The sequence below is a fragment of the Microbacterium sp. NPDC096154 genome (genome assembly GCF_040302945.1).
GTDB lineage: Bacteria > Actinomycetota > Actinomycetes > Actinomycetales > Microbacteriaceae > Microbacterium.
This window is the reverse complement of the sequence record NZ_JBEOSM010000007.1, coordinates 193,353-214,953: the sequence shown is the minus strand read 5'-3', so window position 1 is coordinate 214,953 and position 21,601 is coordinate 193,353. Positions and strand designations below refer to the sequence as shown.

The following is a 21,601-nucleotide window of genomic DNA, read 5'->3' as shown; positions in this document are numbered from 1 at the left end:
ATGCACTTGCAGACCCAGGGATTTTAGGGATTAATTCTGGTGCAGGGTTAGTCGTTATGTTATTTATCGCATTTTATCCTGCAACCACAGCGGTACCTGTGCTCGCGTTGCCATTTTTAGCGCTGGTGGGTGCTTCGTTAACAGCAACAATAATATATGGATTGTCTTATAAACGTAATAAAGGTATATTGCCTACGCGTTTAATTTTAACTGGGGTCGCAATATCCGCGGGCATTAGTTCAGCTATGATTGTGCTGACATTACGTTTAAGCCCTGAAAAATACCAGTTTGTTGCTACATGGCTCGCAGGTAGTATTTGGGGTACTACATGGAAGTTCGTATGGACACTACTTCCTTGGATTGTAATTTTGCTTCCCTACATATTCATAAAAGCTAGGGTGCTTGATGTGCTTAATCTTGGCGAAAATACGGCAATGGGCTTGGGCGCAAACGTGTCTAGAGAGCAAATCAAGTTCCTTGCGGCAGCAGTAGGCTTAGCAGCTTCTTGTGTTTCAGTGAGTGGGGGAATTGGCTTCGTAGGTTTAATTGGACCCCATGTGGCAAGACGATTAGTAGGCCCAAGACATCAATACTTGTTGCCAACCTCAGCCCTAGTAGGTAGCTTGCTGGTCATTGCGGCAGATACGATAGGCAGATGGATTTTACAGCCAACTGAAGTACCAACAGGTCTAGTTGTAGCTGTATTGGGTGCACCATTCTTCCTTTACTTATTAGCCAAAGCTAAAGATTAATGAACATAGTAATAAAATGGTAACAAATAGGCTGGAATAAGCAGTTTTTTAAATATTAAAATTTGAAGAGAGAGGGATGACATGCTCAGGCGCTTTTTTGAATATTATCGGCCCTATAAGTGGCTTTTTATTATAGATTTTTCATGTGCAATTTTTGCAGCTTTATTGGAATTGGTGTTTCCGCTCGCAATTAATAAAGTGATTGATGATTTGCTTCCTCAAGGCAATTGGAAAACGATTTTGTATGCCTGCATTATTTTGTTAACGATTTATTTGTTTAGTGCATTTTTAAATTTTGTAGTCACGTATTGGGGACATAAGCTAGGGATTAGTATTGAGTCGGATATGCGTAAAAAGCTGTTTGATCGTGTGCAGAAGTTATCTTTCCGCTTTTTTGACAATACGAAAACAGGACATTTAGTATCGCGTATGACAAATGATTTAATGGATATTGGGGAAATTGCCCACCATGGGCCAGAGGACTTATTTATTGCGATCATGACGTTAACGGGTGCCTTTGGCATTATGTTAGGGATCAATTGGAAGCTGGCAGTATTAACCTTCATCATTGTTCCATTAATGATTTACCTATCGTTGTATTTCAGCCGGAAAATGTCTAGAGCATTTAATAAAATGTTTGCAGATATCGCGGATTATAATGCAAGAGTAGAAAATAACGTAAGTGGAATTCGTGTTGTTCAAGCTTTTGCAAATGAAAATCATGAGATTGAAAAGTTTGCAGTTAATAATGAACGTTTTCGTCTAACTAAACTATTAACGTATCGCATTATGGCATGGAACGCCTCAGTGAGCTTTATTTTAATGCGGTTTGTTAATTTGTTTGTATTAGTCTGTGGGACATGGTTTGTGATTCAAAAAGAAATGAGCTACGGTGAATTTGTTGCTTTTGTGATGTTATCTAATATATTTTTAGGACCGATTAAGCAGATTAACAGTGTCATCGAGACCTACCCGAAAGGGATTGCTGGCTTTAAACGGTATATGGAGCTGTTAGAAACAGAGCCAGATGTAGCAGATGCTCCTAATGCTAAAACGATAACAAATATTAAAGGGAACATTTCCTATAAGGATGTTACCTTTGGTTATGAAAATAAAGATAAAATTTTGAAAAACCTAAACTTACACATCAACGCTGGAGAAACAGTGGCGCTGGTTGGCCCATCAGGTGCGGGTAAAACCACACTTTGTAGCTTATTGCCAAGATTTTATGATGTGGATGAAGGTGCAATTCAAATTGATGGCATTGATATCCGTGATTTAACATTAGAGTCACTCCGTACCCATATTGGGATCGTGCAGCAGGATGTCTTTTTGTTTGATGGTACAATACGTGAAAATATCGCTTATGGTGATTTGAATGCTTCGGAGGAAGCCATTTGGGAGGCGGCAAGACGAGCCCAGCTAGAGGAATTAATATTAGAATATCCGGAAGGCTTAGATACGATGATTGGGGAGCGTGGAGTAAAGCTGTCTGGTGGTCAAAAGCAACGCCTGTCCATTGCACGTATGTTTTTGAAAAATCCTCCGATTTTAATTTTGGATGAAGCGACTTCTGCACTAGATACAGAAACCGAAGCAGCGATTCAGCTTGCTTTGTCTGAGTTGTCCAAAGGCAGAACGACATTGGTCATTGCCCATCGTTTAGCGACCATTAAGGATGCTGATCGGATTGTCGTTGTTGCAGAGCAAGGCGTATTAGAGGAAGGAACACATGAGCAACTACTTCAATTAGAGGGTACTTACAGCCGTCTGCATCGTGCTCAATTTGGTACACAATTCGCTTAATCATTTTATATTAAGAAGCAACTAGAAGCAGAATAGTTATAAATTCCCTCATTCTGAGCGTGCTTATTGGAGCTACGTGTTAAGAATGAGGGTTTTTATCGTATCAAAAGCTATGCTATGATGGGCAGTAGGCAGTATACAGAGGATCAAGAATGAGTATACAATTAGGAATTTCCTTGGAGGAGTTATGCATATGAGGGAACCTCGAAATAAACCACCAAAACCAAGGTCTGCGCTGGCAATCATGTTTATGGTACTATTCACGATTGCGGTTACGACCTATTGGCCTTCTTCTAAGGAGGAGGATCGTGAGAAGGAATCTCCGCCTCCACAGTCAGAAGAAAAAATAAATAAACAAATTACAAACAGCCCCCCACCCTCTAGTGAGCTACATTCTAGTGGTAAGGTAATTAATCCTTATTTACTAGAGCAGCAGTCGTGGAGGGAAAAGGACGTTAAAGCCATTACAATCAAATGGGAGGGGAAGAAGTCTTCACTTTCCAAATATGATACACAAACTATACTTGATGCATTGAGATGGACGGATACGACCATTGCGGAAGCACAGGTTGCAACTGCTACATCTTCTACGTCTTCTATGTTTTCTGCCCAAAATGTACAGGTTCAAATTGATGTTGGGGCAAAGGAACCTATTGTGCTTCCATATGATGTTACCGTGAATGCGTATGAGGTGGATAGCAAATGGTATTATGCAAATGATCAAGTATTATTGCTGATGAATCGGGTGCTGGAACAAGATAAGAAGCTAGCCTTATTTGATCATTTAAAGCAACAAGCGACGATAGAAGAGCAGCAGGCGACTACTGATGAAGCGGATCAAATACAAGCGGAGCAGCTTCAAATTGATGAGCTAGACTTTAAGGGATGGCAGCAAAAATTGACGCAGGAAACAGCGCTTTGGAAAATCCCTTTTTATGATAATGATTCAGTCCAAATTTCTGAAGTGATCAATATTGCTGATGAGATTGTAATGTTACCAGGTCAAATCGTATTTATGGATCGCTCACATAAGACTAAGAACGGGATTAAAATAGGAATGAGTAAAAATGAAGTCGAACGTATACTTGATGTTAAAACATTAAAGCTACCGAGTAGGTGGAGCTACAAAGTTGGCGATTACTATACATTTCATCTTTATTTTGAGCAGGATAAGGTTGCATTTTTAGTTTTAACGCGCCCCTTAGTCTAAACTATAGAGATAGATATAGCATTACAAGAGTGCTAACGGTATAATAAATACCTGTGAGTATTTGAGGGAATGGGGATTATACTAGTTATGTCAGAGAAAAAGAAGGTTCTTATCCAAATTGTGAGTCAGCAGGGATCTGAGCAGACTAGAGGGCAATTTGATGGGGTGATGCAGGTGAAAGGCAACACCTGTTATGTTCAGTACACAGAAGAGCAATCGATGCCTCATCAAGGACAAGTCCGTACGTTACTTAAAATTTCTGATCATAGTCTGAAAATAATTCGCCATGGCAGCGTTGAATCGGAGCAAAGCTTTATTGCCGAGCAGCGTTGTCCAGGTTTTTATCGTTCGCCATACACAAGCTTTAATCTGTCTACACAGACCGATAAGCTAGAAATCCACAATCATGGAAACGAACTAAAGATTACATGGGAGTATGATTTGTATGTGTATGAAGAGCTAAACGGACAGTTCATTAATAGTTTACATATACAGGAGGAAGTGAAATCATGACAATAAGTCCATTAGAACAACTGAACTTAGATGTAAAGCAAGCAATTAGCGATGCAATTGTTGCGGCTGGTTTAGCCTCATTAGAGGAAGTCCCGACGATTACATTAGAAGTTCCAAAAGATAAAGCGCACGGTGATCTCGCTACAAATGCAGCGATGCAGCTTACCCGTATCGCAAGACGGAATCCAAGGCAAATAGCCGAGGAGCTTATTAAGCATATGGACTTAGCCAAAGCAGGCATTGAGCGTGCAGAAATTGCTGGGCCAGGATTTATTAACTTCACAGTAAGCAAAAGCTATTTGTATCCCGTTATTAAACAAGTGTACGAGCAAAATGAACGTTATGGACGTGTGGAGGATGGCGCAGGTCAAAAGGTTGAGATGGAGTTTGTCAGTGCCAATCCTACAGGAAGTCTACATTTGGGTCATGCTCGTGGGGCGGCAGTAGGGGATGCATTGTGCAACATTCTAGATTTTGCAGGTTATGATGTGACACGCGAGTATTATATTAATGATGCAGGCAATCAAATTGTGAATTTGTGCAAATCGATTGAGGCACGTTATTTACAAGCGCTTGGTCAGGACGTTCCAATGCCTGAGGATGGTTACCATGGCGAAGACATTAAAGGTTTTGCTAAGGAGTTAATTGAAGAGCAAGGAGAAGCACTTCTGCAAATGTCAGAGGAAGATCGAATGGAATTCCTGCGTAAATTTGGATTGGAAAAGGAATTAAATAAGATCAAACGTGACTTAGCTCGTTTTCGTGTTGATTTTGATATTTGGTTTAGTGAAACGTCCCTTTATGAGAATAAAAAGGTTGAATTATCTCTAGAGGAGCTCAAAAGCAAAGGACAAGTCTATGAGCATGAAGGTGCGACATGGCTAAGAACAACAGATTATGGCGATGATAAGGATCGTGTTTTGGTGAAAAATGACGGGACGTATACGTATTTAACACCGGACATCGCTTATCATCGTGATAAATATGAACGTGGTTATGACCGCATGTTTAACATTTGGGGAGCAGATCATCATGGTTATGTGCCTCGGATTCGCGCGGCAATGGAAGCATTAGGGAAGGACCCTAATAAATTGACCGTACTCATTGCACAGATGGTGAGCTTGTTCCAAAATGGCGAGAAGGTCAAAATGTCTAAGCGGACAGGCAAAGCGGTTACGATGGTAGATTTGATGGATGAGGTTGGCGTAGATGCGATTCGTTACTTCTTTACGATGCGTAGTATGGATTCTCATCTTGATTTCGATATGGATCTAGCGGTATCGACCTCAAATGACAACCCTGTATTTTACGTACAATATGCACATGCTCGTATTTGCAGCATCTTCCGTCAAGCTGAAGAGCAGGGCATTATCATTGATGACATTAACAAGGTGAACTTTAATAAGCTTACTACAGAGCATGAATATGATTTGCTACGTAAGGTAGGAGAGCTTCCAGAAGAAATCAGTGCTGCGGCTAGTCTTTACGCCCCTCATCGTTTAGTTCGTTATGTGTATGAGTTAGCTTCGTTATTACACAGCTATTATCGTGCAGAACGTGTCATTACTGAGGATATGGAGCAAAGCCTTGCTCGTCTAGCGTTGCTAGGTAGTGTACGTACAGCGATAAAAAATGTATTAACGTTAATTGGTGTTTCTGCACCAGATCGCATGTAATTTAAGCGTCCCGGTCTCGAGGCACCGCTCGCACAGGACTTCCTGCGCGCGGTGGGCGGCACGCCGCGCCCCAAGTACGGGTGGACCGACGTCGCCCGCTTCTCAAAGCTCGGAGTGCCCGCCGTGAACTACGGCCCCGGCGACCCGCTGCTCGCGCATCATGATCAGGAGCGCGTGGCCGTCTCGCAGATCGAGGAGGTCGAGCGGGGGCTGCGGGCGTGGCTGACGTCCCGCTGACGCCCGGGGCGCGTGCCCGCGCCGCGTGGCGGGTGTGGCCCGTCGCCGCGCGAGTCGCGCTGATCTATGCGGCCTCGCGCCTCCTGACCACGGCGATCATGCTCGTCGTCGCGGGCGCCTCTCCCGCCGACTCCCGCTTCGGCTCCGACCCCTCGCTCGCCGATTACGTGCTCGGATGGGACGCCCAGTGGTACTGGACGGTGGCGTTCGGCGGATACCCCAGCGAGCTGCCGCTCGACGAGAGCGGCGTGGTCCGGGAGAACCCCTGGGCCTTCATGCCCGTGTACGCGCATGCCGCGAACATCGTGGGGTTCGGCACGTGGGGAGCCGGCGCGCTGGCGATCTCGCTGGTCGCGGGTTACGCGGCGTGCCTCGCGCTGCACGCCCTGCTGCGGCCGCGCATCGGCGAGGACTCCGCGACGTGGGCCGTCGTGCTCTTCGCCAGCTCGCCGCTGGCGGCGCTGTTCCAGGTGGGATATGCCGAGTCGCTGTTCATGGCCCTGCTCCTGGCGGCCCTGCTGGCCCTCGTGCGGCGCCGATGGGGGTGGCTGTACGTGCTCATCCCGCTGCTCGGATACACGCGACCCGGGGTGCTCGCCTTCGCCCTGCTGCTGGGCCTGTACGGCGTCTGGCGCTGGTGGCATCGTCGCTCCGACTCGCTCGCCGCGCGCGAGATCGCGCACATCGTTGCCCTCGGTGCACTGGCTGTCGCGGTCGGGTTCTCGTGGCAGGTCATCGCCGCTCTCGTCACGGGCGTGCCGGACGCCTACCTCGAGACCGAGCTCGCGTGGCGTCGCAGCTGGATCCCCGGCATCGAGTCGTTCGTGCCCCTCGAGGGATGGGTGCGCGCCGCCGAGTTCTGGTTCGCGCGCTGGGGGCTGCCCGAGTGGAGCGGCTACGTCGCCCTCGCGCTGCTCGTGGGGGGAACCGCGGTGGGGCTGCTCTCGCGGCGGGTGCGCCGGCTGGGACCCGAGATGCAGCTCTGGGCCGTGAGCTACATCCTGTATCTGCTCGCCGTGTTCTTCCCGCAGTCGAGCACGTTCCGGCTGCTGCTGCCGCTCTCGCCGCTGTGGGGCGCGGCACCTCGATCCGCGCTCGGCAGGACCGTCACCCTCGGCGTCTGCGTCGCCGGTCAGTGCCTCTGGATCGCGCTCATGTACGGCCACGGGAATACCTACTGGCAGGTGCCCTGACACATGCCGCAGGGCGCGCGTGATCGGCTGGTATATCGCGTCGGCGATTCGGTCACGAGTGGGCCGGGGCGCTCCAGACCGGTAAACTCACAGGGGGAGACCACGACGAAAGGAAGCCACGATGGCAGCCATGAAGCCCAGAACCGGTGACGGACCGATGGAGGCCGTGAAGGAGGGGCGCCTCATCATCGTGCGCGTTCCGCTCGAGGGTGGCGGCCGTCTGGTCGTCTCGGTGAACGATGACGAGGCCAAGGAGCTGTACGGCGTGCTCGGCGAGGTCGTCGGCGCCTGAAGCCCGGAGAATCAGAAGGGCCGGATCCCCGTGGGGATCCGGCCCTTCTCTCGTTACCGGGCGCTCACTCTGCCACGGTCGTGAGCTGGAGCAGGCCCTCGCCGATCGTCGACAGCGCGGGGATGACCGCGGCCGACCCCTGCGTCTCCTGCAACAGCGTGCGATACGCGGATGTGACGGCGTCGCGCTGCACCGGATCGGCGACGCGACCGTTCAGCACGCGCGGCACCAGCACGGTCCCGCCGGCGCGCGCGAGGCGCAGGCCGTGCTCGACGTACGGGATGACGTTCTCGGGGTCGGCGTCGACCAGCACGATGTCGTACGACGCCTCGTTCATGCGCGGCAGCACATCTGCGGCGCGGCCCGTGATGAACCGCACGCGCGACGACGGGACCCGGGCCTGGGTGAACGCCTGGCGGGCGGCAGCGAGATGCTCGGGCTCGTAGTCGATCGTCGTCAGCACCGCTTTCGGGGCTCCGCGCAGCAGCCAGAGCCCCGAGACGCCCGCGCCCGTGCCAATCTCGATGATCGACCGCGCGGCGGTCGCGGCGGCGATCACGGCGCACTGCGCGCCCACGCCGGCACTGATCGGCGCCGCACCGAGCTCGAGGGCATGCAGGCGTGCGCGTGCGATGTGGTCCGGCTCGACGACCGTCTCCCGTGCGAAGCGCGCGATCGCGTCATGCTCGCTCATCCAACCTCCTGATTCCCCTCCAGCGTACGGTCGACGGCGGAGCGGACCGTGCAGGCGCGGCCGGTAGGCTGGAAGCCATGTTCTTCGGGCTCACCTTCGAGAAGGTGCTGCTGATCGCGGCGATCGCGGCCCTTCTCATCGGCCCCGAGCGGCTGCCCCGCTACGCCGAGCTGCTGGCCCAGACCGTGAAGCGCGTGCGCTCCTTCGCGCAGGGCGCCCAGAGCCGCGTGCGCGAAGAGATGGGGCCCGAGTTCGACGACGTCGACTGGCGCAAGCTCGACCCGCGCCAGTACGACCCGCGCCGCATCATCCGTGAGGCGCTGCTCGACGACGACGAGCCCGCCGCGGCCACGCCCGAGCCGCGCGTGATCGCGCCGCCGCGCCCCTCCGGCCCCCTCACCCGGCAGACGTTCACGGCCGAGGCCCCGCCCCCGTTCGACTCCGAGGCGACCTGACCCCGTCCCGGTGCTCCGGTTCGAGTGCACACCAATGAGAGTGTGCACTCGACCCCGAGTTCCGGGCGCGAGTGCACACGGACTTTGGTGTGTACTCGGGGCCGGGGCGGGGTTGCCGGTCGAGTGCACACGGACTTTGGTGTGTACTCGGGCTTGGCGTGTGCTCGTCCGGTCAGCGGGCCGGGGCGACCGGCAGCAGGCGGCCGGCGAGGCGGCGCCGCTGCGTTGCGATGCGCTCGGCCAGGCGGGTCAGCGCGACGGCGGCCGGATCGTCCGGGTGGGCGACGACGACCGGATGTCCCGCGTCGCCGGATGCGCGGAGCGCTTGGCTGAGCGGGATGGACGCGAGCACCGGAACGGTGTCGCCGTCCGCGGAGAGCGCCTCCGCGACCTCGGCCCCGCCGCCCGCGCCGAACAGATCCATCAGGGTGCCGTCGGGCAGCGTCATCGCCGCCATGTTCTCGACCACGCCGATCACGCGCTGGCCGGTCTGACGGGCGACCAGGCCGCTGCGCACCGCCACGTCCGACGCCGCGGCCTGGGGGGTCGTCACGACCAGCACGTCGGCGTGAGGCAGCAGCTGCCCGACCGAGATCGCCACGTCGCCCGTCCCGGGCGGCATGTCGAGCAGCAGCACGTCGAGGTCGCCGAAGTACACGTCGGTGAGGAACTGCTGCACCGTGCGATGCAGCATCGGGCCGCGCCACGCGACGGCGCCCGTCCGCCCGCCGGCGCCCGATCCGTCGTCCTGCAGGAACATGCCGATCGAGATCGCCTTCACGCCGTGGGCGACGGGGGGCAGCATGAGCTGGTCGACGCGCGTCGGCTGAGCCACCGTCCCGTCGTGCGCGAGCCCGAGCAGGGGAGGGATCGAGAAGCCGTGGACATCGGCGTCGATCAGCCCCACGGCGAGCCCGCGCTGCGCGAGGGCCACGGCGAGGTTCGCGGTGACGGTCGACTTGCCGACGCCGCCCTTGCCGCTCGTCACGGCGATCACCCGCGTGAGGGAGTCCGGCCCGAAGGGCATGCCGCGCGCAGGACGCAGCCGCGACGTCAGCGCCTGCCGCTGAGCGGGTGTCATGACGCCGACGTCGATCGTCACGGCGCCGACGCCGTCGACCGACTCGGCCGCACGCCGCACATCCGACTCGATGCGGTCGGCCGCGGGGCATCCGACGATCGTCAGAGCGATCTCCACTCGCACGTCCGTGCCCGCCGCCTCCACGCCGCGCACCATGTCGAGCTCGGCGAGGGGACGGCGCAGCTCGGGGTCGGACACGCGGCCCACGGCGTCGCGCACCCGGTCGGCGAGCGCGTCAGGCGCCGCCGCGGGACGGGCTGGGTCCTGGGTCACTTGCTCTCTTCCGCGGGCTCGTCGCCGGCGCGCTCGGCGCGCGCGTCGAGCTCCTCGAGCAGCGCCTTGAGCTCCTCGCGCAGGGCCTCGCGGGTCACCACGCGCTCCTCCATGTCGCCGAGGGCAAGGCGCAGCGAGACCATCTCGCGCGCCAGGTACTCAGTGTCGGCGAGGTTGCGTTCGGCCCGCTGGCGGTCCTGCTCGATCTGCACACGGTCGCGGTCGTCCTGGCGGTTCTGCGCGAGCAGGATGAGCGGCGCGGCATACGACGCCTGCAGCGACAGCGCCAGGGTGAGGGCGGTGAAGCCGAGATCGGCCGAGTCGAAGCGCCATCCCTCGGGCGTGAGGGAGTTCCAGAGCATCCAGAGCGCGCAGAACAGGGTCAGCGCGATCAGGAACGCGGGCGTTCCCATCGCTCGTGCGATCCACTCGGTGGCGCGGCCGAACCGGTCGCGGTCGCGCGCCGGGCTCGTCGAGGCGAGCCGCGGGGTGCGGCCACGGGCGTCCTGGGGGCGGGACATGTCGCGCGCGGTCATCACCCTCGCCTCACCGTCGGGATCGAGCCGGTCACGGGGGCCGGCGGCAGGGGCTCGTCGGCGTCCTGCGAGCGCCAGTCGTCCGGCAGCAGGTAGTCGAGCATGTCGTCGACGCTGATCGCGCCGACGAGTCGACGGGCCTGATCCACCACGGGGAGGGACACGAGGTCGTAGCTGGCCAGGCGCCGCGCGACCTCGGCGGCCGACGCCGTGACGGGCACGGGCTCGAGCGTGTCGTCGAGGATCGCCCCGATGCGCTCGTGCGGGGGATATCGCAGCATGCGCTGGAAGTGCACGGCACCGAGGAAGCGGCCCGTGGGCGTCTCGTACGGCGGCAGCGTGACAAACACGCTCGCCGCCAGCGCCGGGTGCAGCTCATGACGCCGGATGGTCGCGAGCGCCTCGGCGATCGTCGCATCGGCCGACATGATGATGGGCTCGGGTGTCATGAGGCCACCGGCCGTGTCGGCTCCGTAGCGCAGCAGCATGCGGACGTCCTCGGCCTCCTCGGGCTCCATGAGCTGCAGCAGCTCTTCGGAGCGCTCCGGCTCGAGCTCGGCCAGCAGGTCGGCCGCGTCGTCGGGCTCCATGGCGTCGAGCACGTTCGCCGCGCGCTCGTCGCCGAGCTTCTCGAGGATGTGCACCTGCTCGTCCTCGGGCATCTCCTCGAGGGCGTCGGCGAGGCGCTCGTCGGACAGCTCCTCGGCGACCTCGATCATCCGCTCCTCGGGCAGGTCGAGCAGCGTGTTCGCCAGGTCGGCGGGGCGCAGCTCCGCGTAGCTGGCCGCCAGCGCCTCCGCAGACTGGGCCTCGCCCGGCGTGTGCTGCTCGCGTACCTCACTCCAGGCCGCGAAGCGCGTGCGCCCCTTGGCGAACGGCGACGCACTGGTCTTGGGCATGCGCAGGAACAGCTGGCCGATGGCCCACTCGCCGACGCGGTTGGGTTCGATCGCGACGTCCTCGATGACCGCCGAGCCGCTGCCGTCGACGAAGTGCACCCGGCGCCCGACGACCTCGGCGAGCACGCGCACCTCGTCGGCACGCGGCTGGAAGCGGCGCACATTGATGAGGCCGGTCGTGATGACCTGCCCCGAGGAGATGGAGGTGACGCGTCCGATCGACACGAACACCTGGCGACGGCCGGGGATCTCGCACACGAGGCCGATCACGCGCGGGGCCGCCTTACTTCGGTAGACGACGACGACGTCTCGGACCTTGCCGAGCCGGTCGCCCGCGGGGTCGAAGACGGGGCAGCCGGCCAGGCGCGCCGCGAAAACCCTCTGCGTGCTCATGCCTCCCAGACTAGCCCGGGCGCCCCGTCCGCGATCCCGGCGGAGGCGCCGCGACAGCAGGCATCAGCAGTGGATGACGCGGAATCGCTCGACCACCACGGGCATGTCGGGAGAGAACCCGCGATCGTGCCCGGCATAGGCGGTGAAGAACCGCTCGTGCACGTCGCGCCAGTGCGCGAGCGAGCGATCACCCTCGCCTTCCGCGTGCGCGTGCGCGGCATCGACGTCGCGGAACGGGAGGATCTCGAGAGCCGTGTTGAGCAGCACGGCCCGGGGCGTGCCGGATCCGTCGGTCACGATATCGAGCTGACCACGCTGGGGGAGCGGCTCGCCCGAGACCTCGTAGTCCCACAGCGCGCTCGACGTGCCGGTCTTGATGCCGTCGATCACCAGAGCGAGGAGCGCGTCGGCGTGCTGCGGGGTGGCTCCGAATCCCCATGCGGAAGGCGGTTCGTGCGGCAGCGCCAGCCCTGGCTCGGTGTGCGCGATCCCGGTGCGCGCCCGCGACCAGAATGCGGCGAGGATCGAGGGGTCCGGATCGGGGATGCTCACCGGCCCAGCGTAGGGGGATCCGCGCTGCGCGAAACGCCCCGGGGCCGGCGGAGGGCGCATGGGAGAATGGCGCACATGAGCATGATGAGCGGGATGGGCAGGCCGTTCGAGGTGGGCGAGACGATCGCCAGCTTCAAGGAGTACGACGCCGCGCAGAAGGCGGTGTCGCGCCTCATCGCGGGCGAGGTTCCGGCTGCCGACATCGCGATCGTCGGCACTGCGCTGCGCTCGGTCGAGAAGGTGACCGGGAAGCTCGGCTACGCCCAGGCGGCGTGGTCGGGCGCCGTGAACGGCGTGCTGCTCGGCCTGCTCTTCGCCGCGATGGTCGTGATCTGGACGCCCGGTCTGCCGATCTCGGCGTTCGCGGGCGTGCTGCTCGTCGGCATCGCCTTCGGGATGCTCTTCCGCCTGATCGCCTACGCGATGCTGCGCCGCCGCCGCGACTTCGCGAGCGTCATGCAGGTCACGGCGGACCACTACGAGGTGACCGTGCTGCCCCGCAGCGTCGCCAAGGCGCGTCAGGTGCTGGGCGGCGGCGGTGCCGGCGTGCCGCCGAACGCGCCGGCGGTGTCCGCGCCGCGCTCGTTCGACGAGCCGCCGCGCTATGGCGTGCGGGTGGATCCCGCGCCGCCGGCCGTACCGGGGGCGCACGCGGCGCACACCGGACCCGAGGCGCACGTGCCGCCGGCTCCCGAGACCGAGACGCCGTCGGGCGCCGCGCCGTCGCCCGACGCGGAGGGGACGCCGCAGGCTGAGGAGCCCCGCGGAGAGGCTTCGAAGGACTCCGACCGAGCGTGACGGTGGAGTCCACCCTCTCCGTGCCGCTCAGCGGCGGCCCGCAGGAGGTCTCCCTCGCGATCGACCGGGCTGACGACGCGCGGGCGGTGCTGGTGCTCGCCCACGGCGCGGGCGCGGGCATGCGCCACCCGTTCCTCGCAGGTCTCGCGGGAGCCGTGGCCGCCGGCGGGGTGACGGTCATCCGGTTCAACTTCCCCTATGCCGAGGCCGGGCGGCGGATGCCCGGACGACCGGCCGACGCGATCGCGACGTGGCGAGCGGCAGTGGTGCGGGCGGCTGCCGAGGGGCTGCCCGTGTGGGCGGCGGGCAAGTCATATGGCGGACGCATGGCGTCGATGGCGGCTGCGGAGGGCGGCTTCCCGGTCGAGGGTCTGGCGTACCTCGGCTACCCGCTGCACGCGCCCGGCAGACCCGAGAAGCCGCGTGCCGAGCACCTGCCGCACGTGGTGCAGCCCCAGCTCTTCGTCGAGGGCGACCTCGACCCGTTCATCCAGCCGCTCGCGCAGTTCCGCGAGGCGCTCGCCTCCTGCCAGGACGCGGCAGTCGAGTGGGTCGAGGGCGGCAACCACTCGTTCGAGGTCAAGGGGCGCAAGCGTCCCGCCGATGTGATCGGCGCCGAGTTGGCGCCCATCCTCACGCGGTTCATCAGCGGCTGACGCCGCGGCGTACGGCGTCAGAGCCGCGCCGCGAAGTCCTCGCAGACTCCGCCGACCGTGCCGATGTCGATGCCGTTCACCGTGCCGGTGTAGGTGCCGTACATCTGGAAATAGCGCAGCGCGGCGACGACGAAGTTCACGTTGACGTCCTTGCGGCCCTGCGGGGAGAAGGTCACGTCGAGCCGTCCGTCGGCCGACCGGATGCGCCACGGGCTCAGGCGGTCTTCGCCCTGCGGCGTGAACGTGATGTCGGAGAGGGGTTCGACGCCCGTGGGGGTCCAGATCGCCGACTCCTCCTCCTCGCCCGGCGTGTGCGGTCGGTGCGCGAAGTTCGCTCCGAGGAAGCCGCCGTCGTGCGGCAGCGCGAACGTGCCCCACACCCAGCGCGTGCGGTAGGGCAGGTGCGACTTGTGCTCGTCGAGGATCGCGAAGTCGCGCGCCGGGTCGAACGCATACTCGCGGCCGCCGACCCGCAGCGAGCCGGACGCCGGGAAGACGATCTTGTTGGTGTACATCCGGCCGCCGCCCGGAAGCCTGCTGCTGACGACCAGCGGAGCCGACGCGCGGGAGGGATCCAGCTCGAGACGCCCTGTGACGGCGGGGCCTTCAGCCTGCGCGGCGATCTCGATCGTGATGACGATGCGCTCGTCCGCGAAGTCGTAGCCGATGCGGTGCCCCTTCTTCTCGTCGGCGAACCTCACGCGCGAACGCAGGATGTCGGCGGGCAGCGTCAGGCGACGCGGGCTCATCGATCCCGCCCACTGCGACAGGCTGCCGGTGGCGCGGTCGAACACGTACATCTCGCTGCTCGCGAGGTACTTCGCGTCCTGCACGATCATCGAGCTGAACAGCTCGGGGTGGCCCAGCGTGAAGCCGGCCCATTCCTTCGTGCGCCAGTCCTCGAAGAGGCGCCGGACGCCCCGGAACTCGTCGGCGGGGTTCGCTTCGCGCGGGGTGCGCGCGAAACGACCGAAGTGGCGGGAACCGTTCTCGACGACACTGTCAGCGGTGATCACACGATCACGCTAGTGGCTCGCAAGGCCCGAGCCGTGCGTGCCGAGCCGCCTCCGCCGTCGGCGGCGCGGAGCGCTACGACAGCCGTGCGATCCAGGCCTCGACCTCGTCGGCCGTGCGCGGGATGTCGGCCGACAGGTTGACGGGGCCGTCCGCCGTCATCAGGATGTCGTCCTCGATGCGCACGCCGATGCCGCGATACTCCTCGGGCACGGTGACGTCGTCGATCTGGAAGTACAGGCCCGGCTCGATCGTGAACACCATGCCGGGCTCGAGCACGCCGTCGTAGTACATCTCGCGTCGGGCCTGCGCGCAGTCGTGGACGTCGATGCCGAGGTGGTGGCTCGTGCCGTGCACCATGTACCGGCGGTGCTGGCCGCCGCGGTCGGCGTCGAGCGCCTCCTCGGCCGTGACCGGCAGCAGGCCCCATTCGGCGGTGCGCTGAGCCAGCACCCGCATGGCCGCTTCGTGGAGCTCGCGGAACCGCACACCGGGCTTCGCCGCCGCGAACGCCGCGTCGGCGGCCTCGCGCACGGTCTCGTAGATCGTGCGCTGGATGGGCGTGAACGTGCCGCTCACGGGCAGCGTGCGCGTGATGTCGGCCGTGTAGAGGCTGTCGACCTCCGCGCCGGCGTCGATCAGGATCAGATCTCCCGGCAGCACGGCGCCGTCGTTGCGCGTCCAGTGCAGGTAGCACGCATGCGGACCCGAAGCGGCGATCGTGTCGTAGCCCTCCCAGTTGCCGTCGCTGCGCGCGCGCTGGTGGAAGACGCCCTCGACCACGCGCTCACCGCGCGGGTGCTCGACGATGCGCGGCAGCTCGCGCACGATGTCGTCGAAGCCGGCGGCGGTCACCTGCACCGCCAGGCGCATCTGCGCGATCTCGTACTCGTCCTTGCGCAGGCGCAGCTCCGACACGAAACGCGTCAGCTCCTCGTCCTGGTCGACCACGAGGTCGTCGTCGCCTGCCTCGAATACGTCGATGTGGGCGGTCGCGAGCCCGAGCTCGCCGGCCACGCCCCCGAGCGCCGGTCGCGGGCCGATCCAGAACTCGCCGATGGTGGCGTCGGAGTAGAACTCCGCGGTCGTGCGGTCGGCGCGCTCGCGGAAGTAGAGCGTGACGTCGTGGCCGTCGGCGGTGGGCTCGAACACCAGCAGCGAGTCGGGCTCGGAGTCGGTCGCCCATCCGGTGAGGTGCGCGAACGCCGAGTGCACGCGGAAGGGATAGTCGGTGTCGTTGCTGCGCTGCTTGAGCGCCCCTGCCGGGACGACGAGCCGCCTGCCGGGGAAGGCGGCCGACACGGCGGCGCGCCGGGCCGCTGCGTAGGGCGCCTGCTCGCGCAGGGGCGGCAGCTGCTCGGGGCGCTCGGCCCAGCCCTCCGAGATCGTCTCGAGGAAGCCCTGCGGGAACGGCTGCCTGCGGTTCGTCACGCCCTGCGGCTGCTGCTCGGTCTGCTGCTCGGTGTCGCTCATGTCCACAAGTCTCGCACCGACATCCGACGCGGTCACGCCGCCCGTCTTCCTAAGCTGGTCGCGTGACCGATGCCTCCCGCACCCGCCGCCTCCACCCCGCCGTCGCGTTCGCGCTCGATCTCGTGCTCGTGCTCGTGTTCTGCGCGATCGGTCGGGCGTCCCACGACGAGGCGGTCTTCGGCCCGGGGTACATCGTCACTGCCTGGCCCTTCGTCGCCGGCCTTCTCGCGGGCACCCTCGTGGCCCTCGCGTTCCGCCGCCCGCTCGAGCGTGTGGCGGCGGGGGCGATCGTGTGGATCGCGGCCGTGGCGGGCGGAATGATCCTGCGCGGTGTCTCGGGACAGGGCACGGCACTGCCGTTCGTGATCGTCGCCACCATCAGCCTCGCCGTGCTGCTCTTCGGCTGGCGGCTCGCGGCGCTCGCGGTGCGGCGCGCACAGCGCGAGCGCGCATAGGGGAAGCCGCCGCAGGGAAGCGCGCGCAGGGAAGGCCGGCTCAGCCGGTGGGCTCGAGCTGAACCACGATCGGGCGGTGGTCGCTGCCCGCGCCGTCGAGGTTGGTGAGCACGACCGAGCCGGTGGCGCGCCAGTGCGCCGAGTGCATCACGTGATCGATCGGCGTCGACAGCAACGCGGGCACGTCGGTGGGCCAGGTTCCCACCCCGCCGTTGCCGGTGGCTGCGGCGGCATCGTGGCAGTAGCCCAGGTCGGCGTCGCCCTCCGCGAGGGGCGTCAGGTGGTCGAGGGTCGCGTTGAAGTCGCCCGCGATGATCACGTTCTCGCCCTCGGGGCACTGGTCGGCGATCCAGCGCAGGTCCTGCTTCCAGACGTCCATGTAGGCCGGACGCGGCGCGATCGCATGCACGGCGACGACGGTGGGGCCTTCGCCGTCCACCGGCATGACCACGGCGCTCGGCAGCAGCTGGGTGTTGCTCGAGCCGTCGCCCGACGACTCGATCACGGCGTAGTCGCCCAGTTCGGGAGAGATCAGGATCGTGGTCACCCACGACTGCGGGCCGCGCTCGATCTCCTCGTTGTATTGCACGTGGTGCACCCACATCGGGCGGCCGAGCTCGCGCATCTCGACGGCGACGTCCTCGCCGACGCTCTGCGCGGTCTCGGGCAGGGCGATGATGTCGGCGTTCATCGCGACCGCCGTCTGCGCGATCTGGTACGCGCCCGTGGCATCACCGGCGGTGTTCCAGGTCATCACGCGCACGCTCGACGCGGTCTCGGACGGCAGGGTGTCGCCGTAGCCGCGCAGACCGAGCGTCACGCCGCCGGCGATCGCTCCCACACCGGCCACGAGTGCCATCGAGAGGGCGAACCCGCGCATCGGGCGGGCCAGCGCCATCAGAGCGAACAGCAGCGTGAGCAGAGCGAAGGCCACCACCAGGATGCCCCGCATCGACACGATCTGAGCGACGGGCAGCGTCTGCTCGAGACGGAAGAACTGCGGCCATGTGACGACGGCGGTCGCGATGGCGAACAGCACCGTCACGAGGACCCCGAAGACGCGCAGCACGGTGAGAGCCTAGGTCGCGCCGCTGGGAATCCGGCGGATGTCGTGCGTATGCGGCGTGGGAGCGGTCGCACTCGCCGCGCCCGTCGCCGGGGGAGCGGCCGCGGGGGACTACCATCGGCTCCGTGGGGGAAGCGGGAGGCATGCGGCCGCGGTTCAGCGGACCGAGCGACCTGCACCTGCACTCGGCCCGCTCGGACGGCACCGAGCCGCCCGCCGAGGTGATGGCGTCGGCCCATCGTCACGGGCTGCGCACCGTGGCGCTGACCGACCACGACACGACGGCCGGTTGGGCGGAGGCAGCGGAGGCCGCCACGTCGCTGGGCATGACGCTGCTGCCGGGCATGGAGTTCTCGGCCAAGCACGAATGGCGCAGCGTGCACATGCTGTCGTACCTGTTCGATCCGGACGACGCCGCTCTGCGCGCCGAGACCGAGCGGATCCGCGGCGACAGGATCGGCCGTGCCGAGCGGATCGTCGCCAACATCGGCCGCGACTACGACCTCACCTGGGACGACGTGCTCGCGCAGACGACGCAGGACGCCACCGTGGGCAGGCCCCACATCGCCGATGCCCTCGTGGCGCGCGGGCTGGTGCGGGACCGCGGCGAGGCGTTCGCGGGCATCCTGCATCCCAGGGAGGGCTACTACGAGCCCCATTACGCCCCGGACCCCTTTCGCGTGGTCGAGCTGGTCACGCGCGCCGGGGGCGTCGTGGTGATCGCCCACCCCAGCACGGCGGGACGGGCGCGGATGATGCCCCAGGAGACCCTGCACGCGCTCATCGACGCCGGGCTGGCGGGATTCGAGATCGATCACCGCGAGAACACCGCGCAGGGCAAGCGCATCCTGCGACGGATCGCGGAGGAGCGCGACCTGATCGTGACGGGATCGAGCGACTACCACGGTCGGGGCAAGCCGAACATCCCGGGAGAGAACACCACGAGCGACGAGATGGTCGCGCGCATCATCGAGCGGGCGACGGGCATCGAGCCCGTCTACCCCGGATAGCGGGATCAGGTACCGGCGCACCGCCGTGCGGGGCCGAGAGAGAATGCGGGCGCGTGCGCCTGGGAAGACGCGAGAACCCCCGCCGAAGCGGGGGTTCTGCTGCTCATGAGACGGGATGCGCGTGCTCACGCACCCTGCGGGGCCTGGCCCGAGGGGCGGCGGCGACGGCGACGACGGGGAGCCGGCTTGCCGTCGTGGTGCTCCTTGCCGGCGCCGTCGTGCGTGCCGGCGCCCTCGGGCTTCTCGGCGGCCGCCTCGGGAGTCGAACCGCCTTCGGACGAACCGCCCGAGCGGCGGCGACGGCTGCGACGGGGCTTGTCGCCCTCGGCCGGCGCGCCGCCCTGCGAGCCCTCCTGCGAGCGGCGCTCGGGACGCTGACGCTCCGCCTTGGGCGCCGTGGTCAGGCGGCCCTTGGTGCCGGCCGGGATGTTCAGGTCGGTGTAGAGGTGCGGACTCGACGAGTAGGTCTCGGTCGGCTCGGGCTGGCCGAAGTCGAGGGCGCGGTTGATGAGGGCCCACTTGTGCAGGTCCTCCCAGTCGACGAACGTCACGGCGATGCCCGTGCGGCCCGCGCGACCCGTGCGGCCGGCGCGGTGCAGGTACGTCTTGTCGTCGTCCGGGATCGTGTGGTTGATCACGTGTGTGACGTCGTCGACGTCGATGCCGCGCGCGGCGACGTCCGTGGCCACCAGCACGTCCTTCTTGCCCGCCTTGAAGGCGGCCATCGAGCGCTCGCGCTGCTCCTGTCCCATGTCGCCGTGCACGCCGCCCACGTTGAAGCCGCGGTCGGTGAGCTCGTCGACGAGGCGCTGGGCGGCGCGCTTGGTGCGGGTGAAGATCACGGTCTTGCCGCGACCCTCCGCCTGCAGGATGCGCGCGATGACCTCGTCCTTGTCGAGCGAGTGCGCACGGTAGATGACGTGCTTGATGTTCGCCTGCGTGAGGCCCTCATCCGGGTCCGTCGCCCGGATGTGGATGGGGTTCGTCATGAAGCGGCGCGCGAGCGCGACGATCGGGCCCGGCATGGTCGCGCTGAACAGCTGCGTGTGACGCACCTGCGCGACCTTCTGGAAGATCTTCTCGATGTCGGCCAGGAAGCCGAGGTCGAGCATCTTGTCGGCCTCGTCGAGCACGACCTCCGTCGCGTTCGACAGGTCGAGCAGGCGCTGGCCCGCGAGGTCGATGAGGCGGCCGGGCGTGCCGACGACGATCTGCGCCCCGGCCTTCAGCTGCTCGATCTGCCCCTCGTAGGCCTTTCCGCCGTAGATCGCGACGACGTTGGTCGAGCGGTTCGAGGTGAGCAGGTCCATGTCCTCGTACACCTGCACCGCGAGCTCGCGGGTCGGCACGACGATGAGCGCCTTGACGCCGGGCTCGGGGTTCTGGCCGAGGCGCTGCACCACGGGGATGCCGAAGCCGAAGGTCTTGCCGGTGCCGGTCTTGGCCTGGCCGATCACGTCCTGGCCGGGAAGGGCCAGAGGGATCGTCTGCTCCTGGATGGGGAACGCGTCGACGATCCCCTTGGCGGCGAGGGCGTCGACGATGTCCTGGTCGACGCCGAGGTCGGAGAATGTGGTCACGATGTGAGAAGTGCCTGTCCGGCGGCCGTCGCCGCCTGAGGGAATGCGATCCACGCCCTTTTCTGCTCCAGGCGCGGCGGCCCCGGTCCGTCGCCGGGGACCGCACCAGCCTAGCGGAGCGGCCCTGGGACGCCGCGGCCATGCCGGTGGGCGGGTGGCCACGCTCTAGGCTGGGGCCGTGGTGAACTGGAAGTTCTGGCAGCGGCGCCCGCCCGCGCGCATCCTGCGTCTGCGGCCGCGCGGCGAGATGGGCGACGCGAGGCGCGTGGACTTCGAGGAGCTCGCACCGGATGTCGAGACCTTCCTGGGCCAGGCCGCGTACCTGCAGCTGGGCTATTTCGAGACGCTGACGCGGCTCATCCGGGCGACGCCCGAGCTCGAGGAGAAGGAGGCGCTGTCGCTCGCTGCCGGCGCCGCGCTCGTCAAGCACCGGGCCATCATCGACGTGATCCGCGCACGCGGAGACGACCCCGCGCTCATCATGCGTCCCTTCCAGGAGCAGCTCGACGCCTTCCGTCGGGCGACGATCGGGGCACGGCCGCGGGAGACCATGCTCTCGGTGCACATCACAGCCGGCATGCTGGACGACTTCTATCGGGCCCTGGCGAGGAGCTACGGCGACACGGGGCGCCGCATCGCGCGCATCCTGAACGTCGACAGCGACCGCGAGCTGATCGTCGATCTCCTCCGCGCCACGATCGATTCCGACGAGGAGATGCGCTCGCTGCTGTCGATGTGGGCCCGACGCCTGGTCGGCGACACGCTGCTCGTGGCACGCGCGGCGCTGCGTCCCAAGCGGCTGGGCGAGGACGACGAGAAGAAGGTCGAGCCGGTCTTCACCGCGCTCATGGCGGCGCACGCGCGCCGCATGGACTCGCTGGGACTGGCCGCCTAGCGCCGGGTGGCGGCGCCGCCGACGGCGAAGTCGCGGCCTCACGGCGGAGGCGCAGTCGCCGACCGTAGGGTGGACACGCGCCGCCGAGAGGA

Annotated in this window: 22 protein-coding genes and 1 pseudogene; 14 read left to right on the top strand and 9 right to left on the bottom strand. The window is 63.2% G+C overall.

All coding sequences use genetic code 11. The features are described from left to right. The 8 genes and pseudogenes from ABTW64_RS11595 to ABTW64_RS11560 form a co-directional block, all read left to right on the top strand. The coding region (locus ABTW64_RS11595; protein WP_350622509.1) for a FecCD family ABC transporter permease at positions 1–752 on the top strand (752 nt) is incomplete at its 5' end. Between the two features lie 81 nt (positions 753–833). Beyond that, positions 834–2,558: an ABC transporter ATP-binding protein gene (locus ABTW64_RS11590; RefSeq protein WP_350622507.1), complete on the top strand. Its 1,725-nt coding sequence runs from the start codon at positions 834–836 to the stop codon at positions 2,556–2,558. 193 nt (positions 2,559–2,751) lie between these two features. Further along, a complete protein-coding gene (locus tag ABTW64_RS11585; RefSeq protein ID WP_350622505.1) occupies positions 2,752–3,768 on the top strand; it encodes a hypothetical protein in 1,017 nt (338 codons plus the stop codon). An 87-nt stretch (positions 3,769–3,855) separates the two neighbouring features. Beyond that, on the top strand, positions 3,856–4,281 hold the full coding sequence (locus tag ABTW64_RS11580) for a YwiB family protein (RefSeq protein ID WP_350622503.1): 426 nt from the start codon (positions 3,856–3,858) through the stop codon (positions 4,279–4,281). Then, positions 4,278–5,957 carry an arginine--tRNA ligase gene (gene argS / locus ABTW64_RS11575; protein ID WP_350622501.1) on the top strand — a complete coding sequence of 560 codons (1,680 nt, stop codon included), beginning with the start codon at positions 4,278–4,280 and terminating at the stop codon, positions 5,955–5,957. Before ABTW64_RS11580 ends, argS begins: the two co-directional genes overlap by 4 nt. 6 nt (positions 5,958–5,963) lie before the next feature. Next, positions 5,964–6,194: pseudogene (locus ABTW64_RS11570) on the top strand (succinyl-diaminopimelate desuccinylase); the annotation flags it as partial. After that, positions 6,176–7,387 carry a hypothetical protein gene (locus ABTW64_RS11565; protein WP_350622499.1) on the top strand — a complete coding sequence of 404 codons (1,212 nt, stop codon included), beginning with the start codon at positions 6,176–6,178 and terminating at the stop codon, positions 7,385–7,387. The pseudogene ABTW64_RS11570 and the gene ABTW64_RS11565, both read left to right, overlap by 19 nt. A 121-nt stretch (positions 7,388–7,508) precedes the next feature. After that, on the top strand, positions 7,509–7,679 hold the full coding sequence (locus ABTW64_RS11560; RefSeq protein ID WP_203138100.1) for a DUF3117 domain-containing protein: 171 nt from the start codon (positions 7,509–7,511) through the stop codon (positions 7,677–7,679). A gap of 64 nt (positions 7,680–7,743) precedes the next feature. Here the strand turns inward: ABTW64_RS11560 and ABTW64_RS11555 are convergent, their stop codons facing one another. After that, entirely contained in the window at positions 7,744–8,373 is a 630-nt protein-coding gene (locus ABTW64_RS11555) for an O-methyltransferase (RefSeq protein WP_350622496.1), read from the bottom strand. Positions 8,374–8,450: 77 nt separating this feature from the next. On the opposite strand from ABTW64_RS11555, the gene ABTW64_RS11550 reads away from it, so the two are divergent. Then, positions 8,451–8,828: a twin-arginine translocase TatA/TatE family subunit gene (locus ABTW64_RS11550; RefSeq protein WP_350622494.1), complete on the top strand. Its 378-nt coding sequence runs from the start codon at positions 8,451–8,453 to the stop codon at positions 8,826–8,828. A gap of 172 nt (positions 8,829–9,000) precedes the next feature. Here ABTW64_RS11550 and ABTW64_RS11545 read toward each other — a convergent pair whose 3' ends face one another. The 4 genes from ABTW64_RS11545 to ABTW64_RS11530 all read right to left on the bottom strand — a co-directional run bounded on the left by ABTW64_RS11545 (position 9,001) and on the right by ABTW64_RS11530 (position 12,562). Next, positions 9,001–10,182, bottom strand: coding sequence for an Mrp/NBP35 family ATP-binding protein (locus tag ABTW64_RS11545; RefSeq protein ID WP_350622492.1), 1,182 nt, complete (start codon positions 10,180–10,182; stop codon positions 9,001–9,003). Then, positions 10,179–10,718, bottom strand: a complete 540-nt coding sequence (locus tag ABTW64_RS11540; RefSeq protein WP_350622490.1) for a DUF1003 domain-containing protein — start codon at positions 10,716–10,718, stop codon at positions 10,179–10,181. The genes ABTW64_RS11545 and ABTW64_RS11540 overlap by 4 nt, the downstream gene beginning before the upstream one ends. Next, positions 10,718–12,010: a magnesium transporter MgtE N-terminal domain-containing protein gene (locus ABTW64_RS11535; RefSeq protein WP_350622488.1), complete on the bottom strand. Its 1,293-nt coding sequence runs from the start codon at positions 12,008–12,010 to the stop codon at positions 10,718–10,720. The genes ABTW64_RS11540 and ABTW64_RS11535 overlap by 1 nt, the downstream gene beginning before the upstream one ends. A gap of 63 nt (positions 12,011–12,073) precedes the next feature. Further along, on the bottom strand, positions 12,074–12,562 hold the full coding sequence (locus ABTW64_RS11530) for an ASCH domain-containing protein (RefSeq protein WP_350622486.1): 489 nt from the start codon (positions 12,560–12,562) through the stop codon (positions 12,074–12,076). Between the two features lie 75 nt (positions 12,563–12,637). On the opposite strand from ABTW64_RS11530, the gene ABTW64_RS11525 reads away from it, so the two are divergent. Together ABTW64_RS11525 and ABTW64_RS11520 are read left to right on the top strand one after the other, a co-directional pair. Then, on the top strand, positions 12,638–13,360 hold the full coding sequence (locus ABTW64_RS11525) for a YflT domain-containing protein (protein ID WP_350622484.1): 723 nt from the start codon (positions 12,638–12,640) through the stop codon (positions 13,358–13,360). Continuing rightward, the gene (locus ABTW64_RS11520; RefSeq protein WP_502892330.1) at positions 13,357–14,016 is read left to right on the top strand and encodes an alpha/beta hydrolase family protein; all 660 of its coding nucleotides are present in this window, start codon (positions 13,357–13,359) and stop codon (positions 14,014–14,016) included. The genes ABTW64_RS11525 and ABTW64_RS11520 overlap by 4 nt, the downstream gene beginning before the upstream one ends. A gap of 17 nt (positions 14,017–14,033) precedes the next feature. On the opposite strand, the gene ABTW64_RS11515 is transcribed toward ABTW64_RS11520, so the two are convergent. Further along, on the bottom strand, positions 14,034–15,032 hold the full coding sequence (locus ABTW64_RS11515; RefSeq protein ID WP_350622482.1) for a DUF2804 family protein: 999 nt from the start codon (positions 15,030–15,032) through the stop codon (positions 14,034–14,036). 73 nt (positions 15,033–15,105) lie between these two features. Next, on the bottom strand, positions 15,106–16,503 hold the full coding sequence (locus ABTW64_RS11510; protein ID WP_350622480.1) for an aminopeptidase P family protein: 1,398 nt from the start codon (positions 16,501–16,503) through the stop codon (positions 15,106–15,108). 62 nt (positions 16,504–16,565) lie between these two features. Between ABTW64_RS11510 and ABTW64_RS11505 the strand changes: the two genes are divergently transcribed. Continuing rightward, positions 16,566–16,958, top strand: coding sequence for a DUF3054 domain-containing protein (locus tag ABTW64_RS11505; RefSeq protein ID WP_350622478.1), 393 nt, complete (start codon positions 16,566–16,568; stop codon positions 16,956–16,958). 40 nt (positions 16,959–16,998) lie between these two features. On the opposite strand, the gene ABTW64_RS11500 is transcribed toward ABTW64_RS11505, so the two are convergent. Then, positions 16,999–18,027 carry an endonuclease/exonuclease/phosphatase family protein gene (locus ABTW64_RS11500; protein WP_350622476.1) on the bottom strand — a complete coding sequence of 343 codons (1,029 nt, stop codon included), beginning with the start codon at positions 18,025–18,027 and terminating at the stop codon, positions 16,999–17,001. A 140-nt stretch (positions 18,028–18,167) separates the two neighbouring features. Here ABTW64_RS11500 and ABTW64_RS11495 point away from each other — a divergent pair, with 140 nt between their 5' ends. Beyond that, positions 18,168–19,034, top strand: a complete 867-nt coding sequence (locus ABTW64_RS11495) for a PHP domain-containing protein (RefSeq protein ID WP_350622526.1) — start codon at positions 18,168–18,170, stop codon at positions 19,032–19,034. Positions 19,035–19,159: 125 nt separating this feature from the next. Here ABTW64_RS11495 and ABTW64_RS11490 read toward each other — a convergent pair whose 3' ends face one another. After that, a complete protein-coding gene (locus tag ABTW64_RS11490; RefSeq protein WP_350622474.1) occupies positions 19,160–20,614 on the bottom strand; it encodes a DEAD/DEAH box helicase in 1,455 nt (484 codons plus the stop codon). A 178-nt stretch (positions 20,615–20,792) separates the two neighbouring features. Between ABTW64_RS11490 and ABTW64_RS11485 the strand changes: the two genes are divergently transcribed. After that, a complete protein-coding gene (locus tag ABTW64_RS11485) occupies positions 20,793–21,509 on the top strand; it encodes a ferritin-like fold-containing protein (protein WP_350622472.1) in 717 nt (238 codons plus the stop codon). Positions 21,510–21,601 lie beyond the last annotated feature (92 nt).

Coding starts and splice junctions, on each gene's coding strand:
- ABTW64_RS11550 (WP_350622494.1), top strand. CDS start 8,451: ATGTTCTTCGGGCTCACCTTCGAGAAGGTGCTGCTGATCGCGGCGATC.
- ABTW64_RS11560 (WP_203138100.1), top strand. CDS start 7,509: ATGGCAGCCATGAAGCCCAGAACCGGTGACGGACCGATGGAGGCCGTG.
- ABTW64_RS11555 (WP_350622496.1), bottom strand. CDS start 8,373: ATGAGCGAGCATGACGCGATCGCGCGCTTCGCACGGGAGACGGTCGTC.
- ABTW64_RS11525 (WP_350622484.1), top strand. CDS start 12,638: ATGAGCATGATGAGCGGGATGGGCAGGCCGTTCGAGGTGGGCGAGACG.
- ABTW64_RS11535 (WP_350622488.1), bottom strand. CDS start 12,010: ATGAGCACGCAGAGGGTTTTCGCGGCGCGCCTGGCCGGCTGCCCCGTC.
- ABTW64_RS11585 (WP_350622505.1), top strand. CDS start 2,752: ATGAGGGAACCTCGAAATAAACCACCAAAACCAAGGTCTGCGCTGGCA.
- argS (WP_350622501.1), top strand. CDS start 4,278: ATGACAATAAGTCCATTAGAACAACTGAACTTAGATGTAAAGCAAGCA.
- ABTW64_RS11510 (WP_350622480.1), bottom strand. CDS start 16,503: ATGAGCGACACCGAGCAGCAGACCGAGCAGCAGCCGCAGGGCGTGACG.
- ABTW64_RS11590 (WP_350622507.1), top strand. CDS start 834: ATGCTCAGGCGCTTTTTTGAATATTATCGGCCCTATAAGTGGCTTTTT.
- ABTW64_RS11495 (WP_350622526.1), top strand. CDS start 18,168: ATGCGGCCGCGGTTCAGCGGACCGAGCGACCTGCACCTGCACTCGGCC.
- ABTW64_RS11540 (WP_350622490.1), bottom strand. CDS start 10,718: ATGACCGCGCGCGACATGTCCCGCCCCCAGGACGCCCGTGGCCGCACC.
- ABTW64_RS11580 (WP_350622503.1), top strand. CDS start 3,856: ATGTCAGAGAAAAAGAAGGTTCTTATCCAAATTGTGAGTCAGCAGGGA.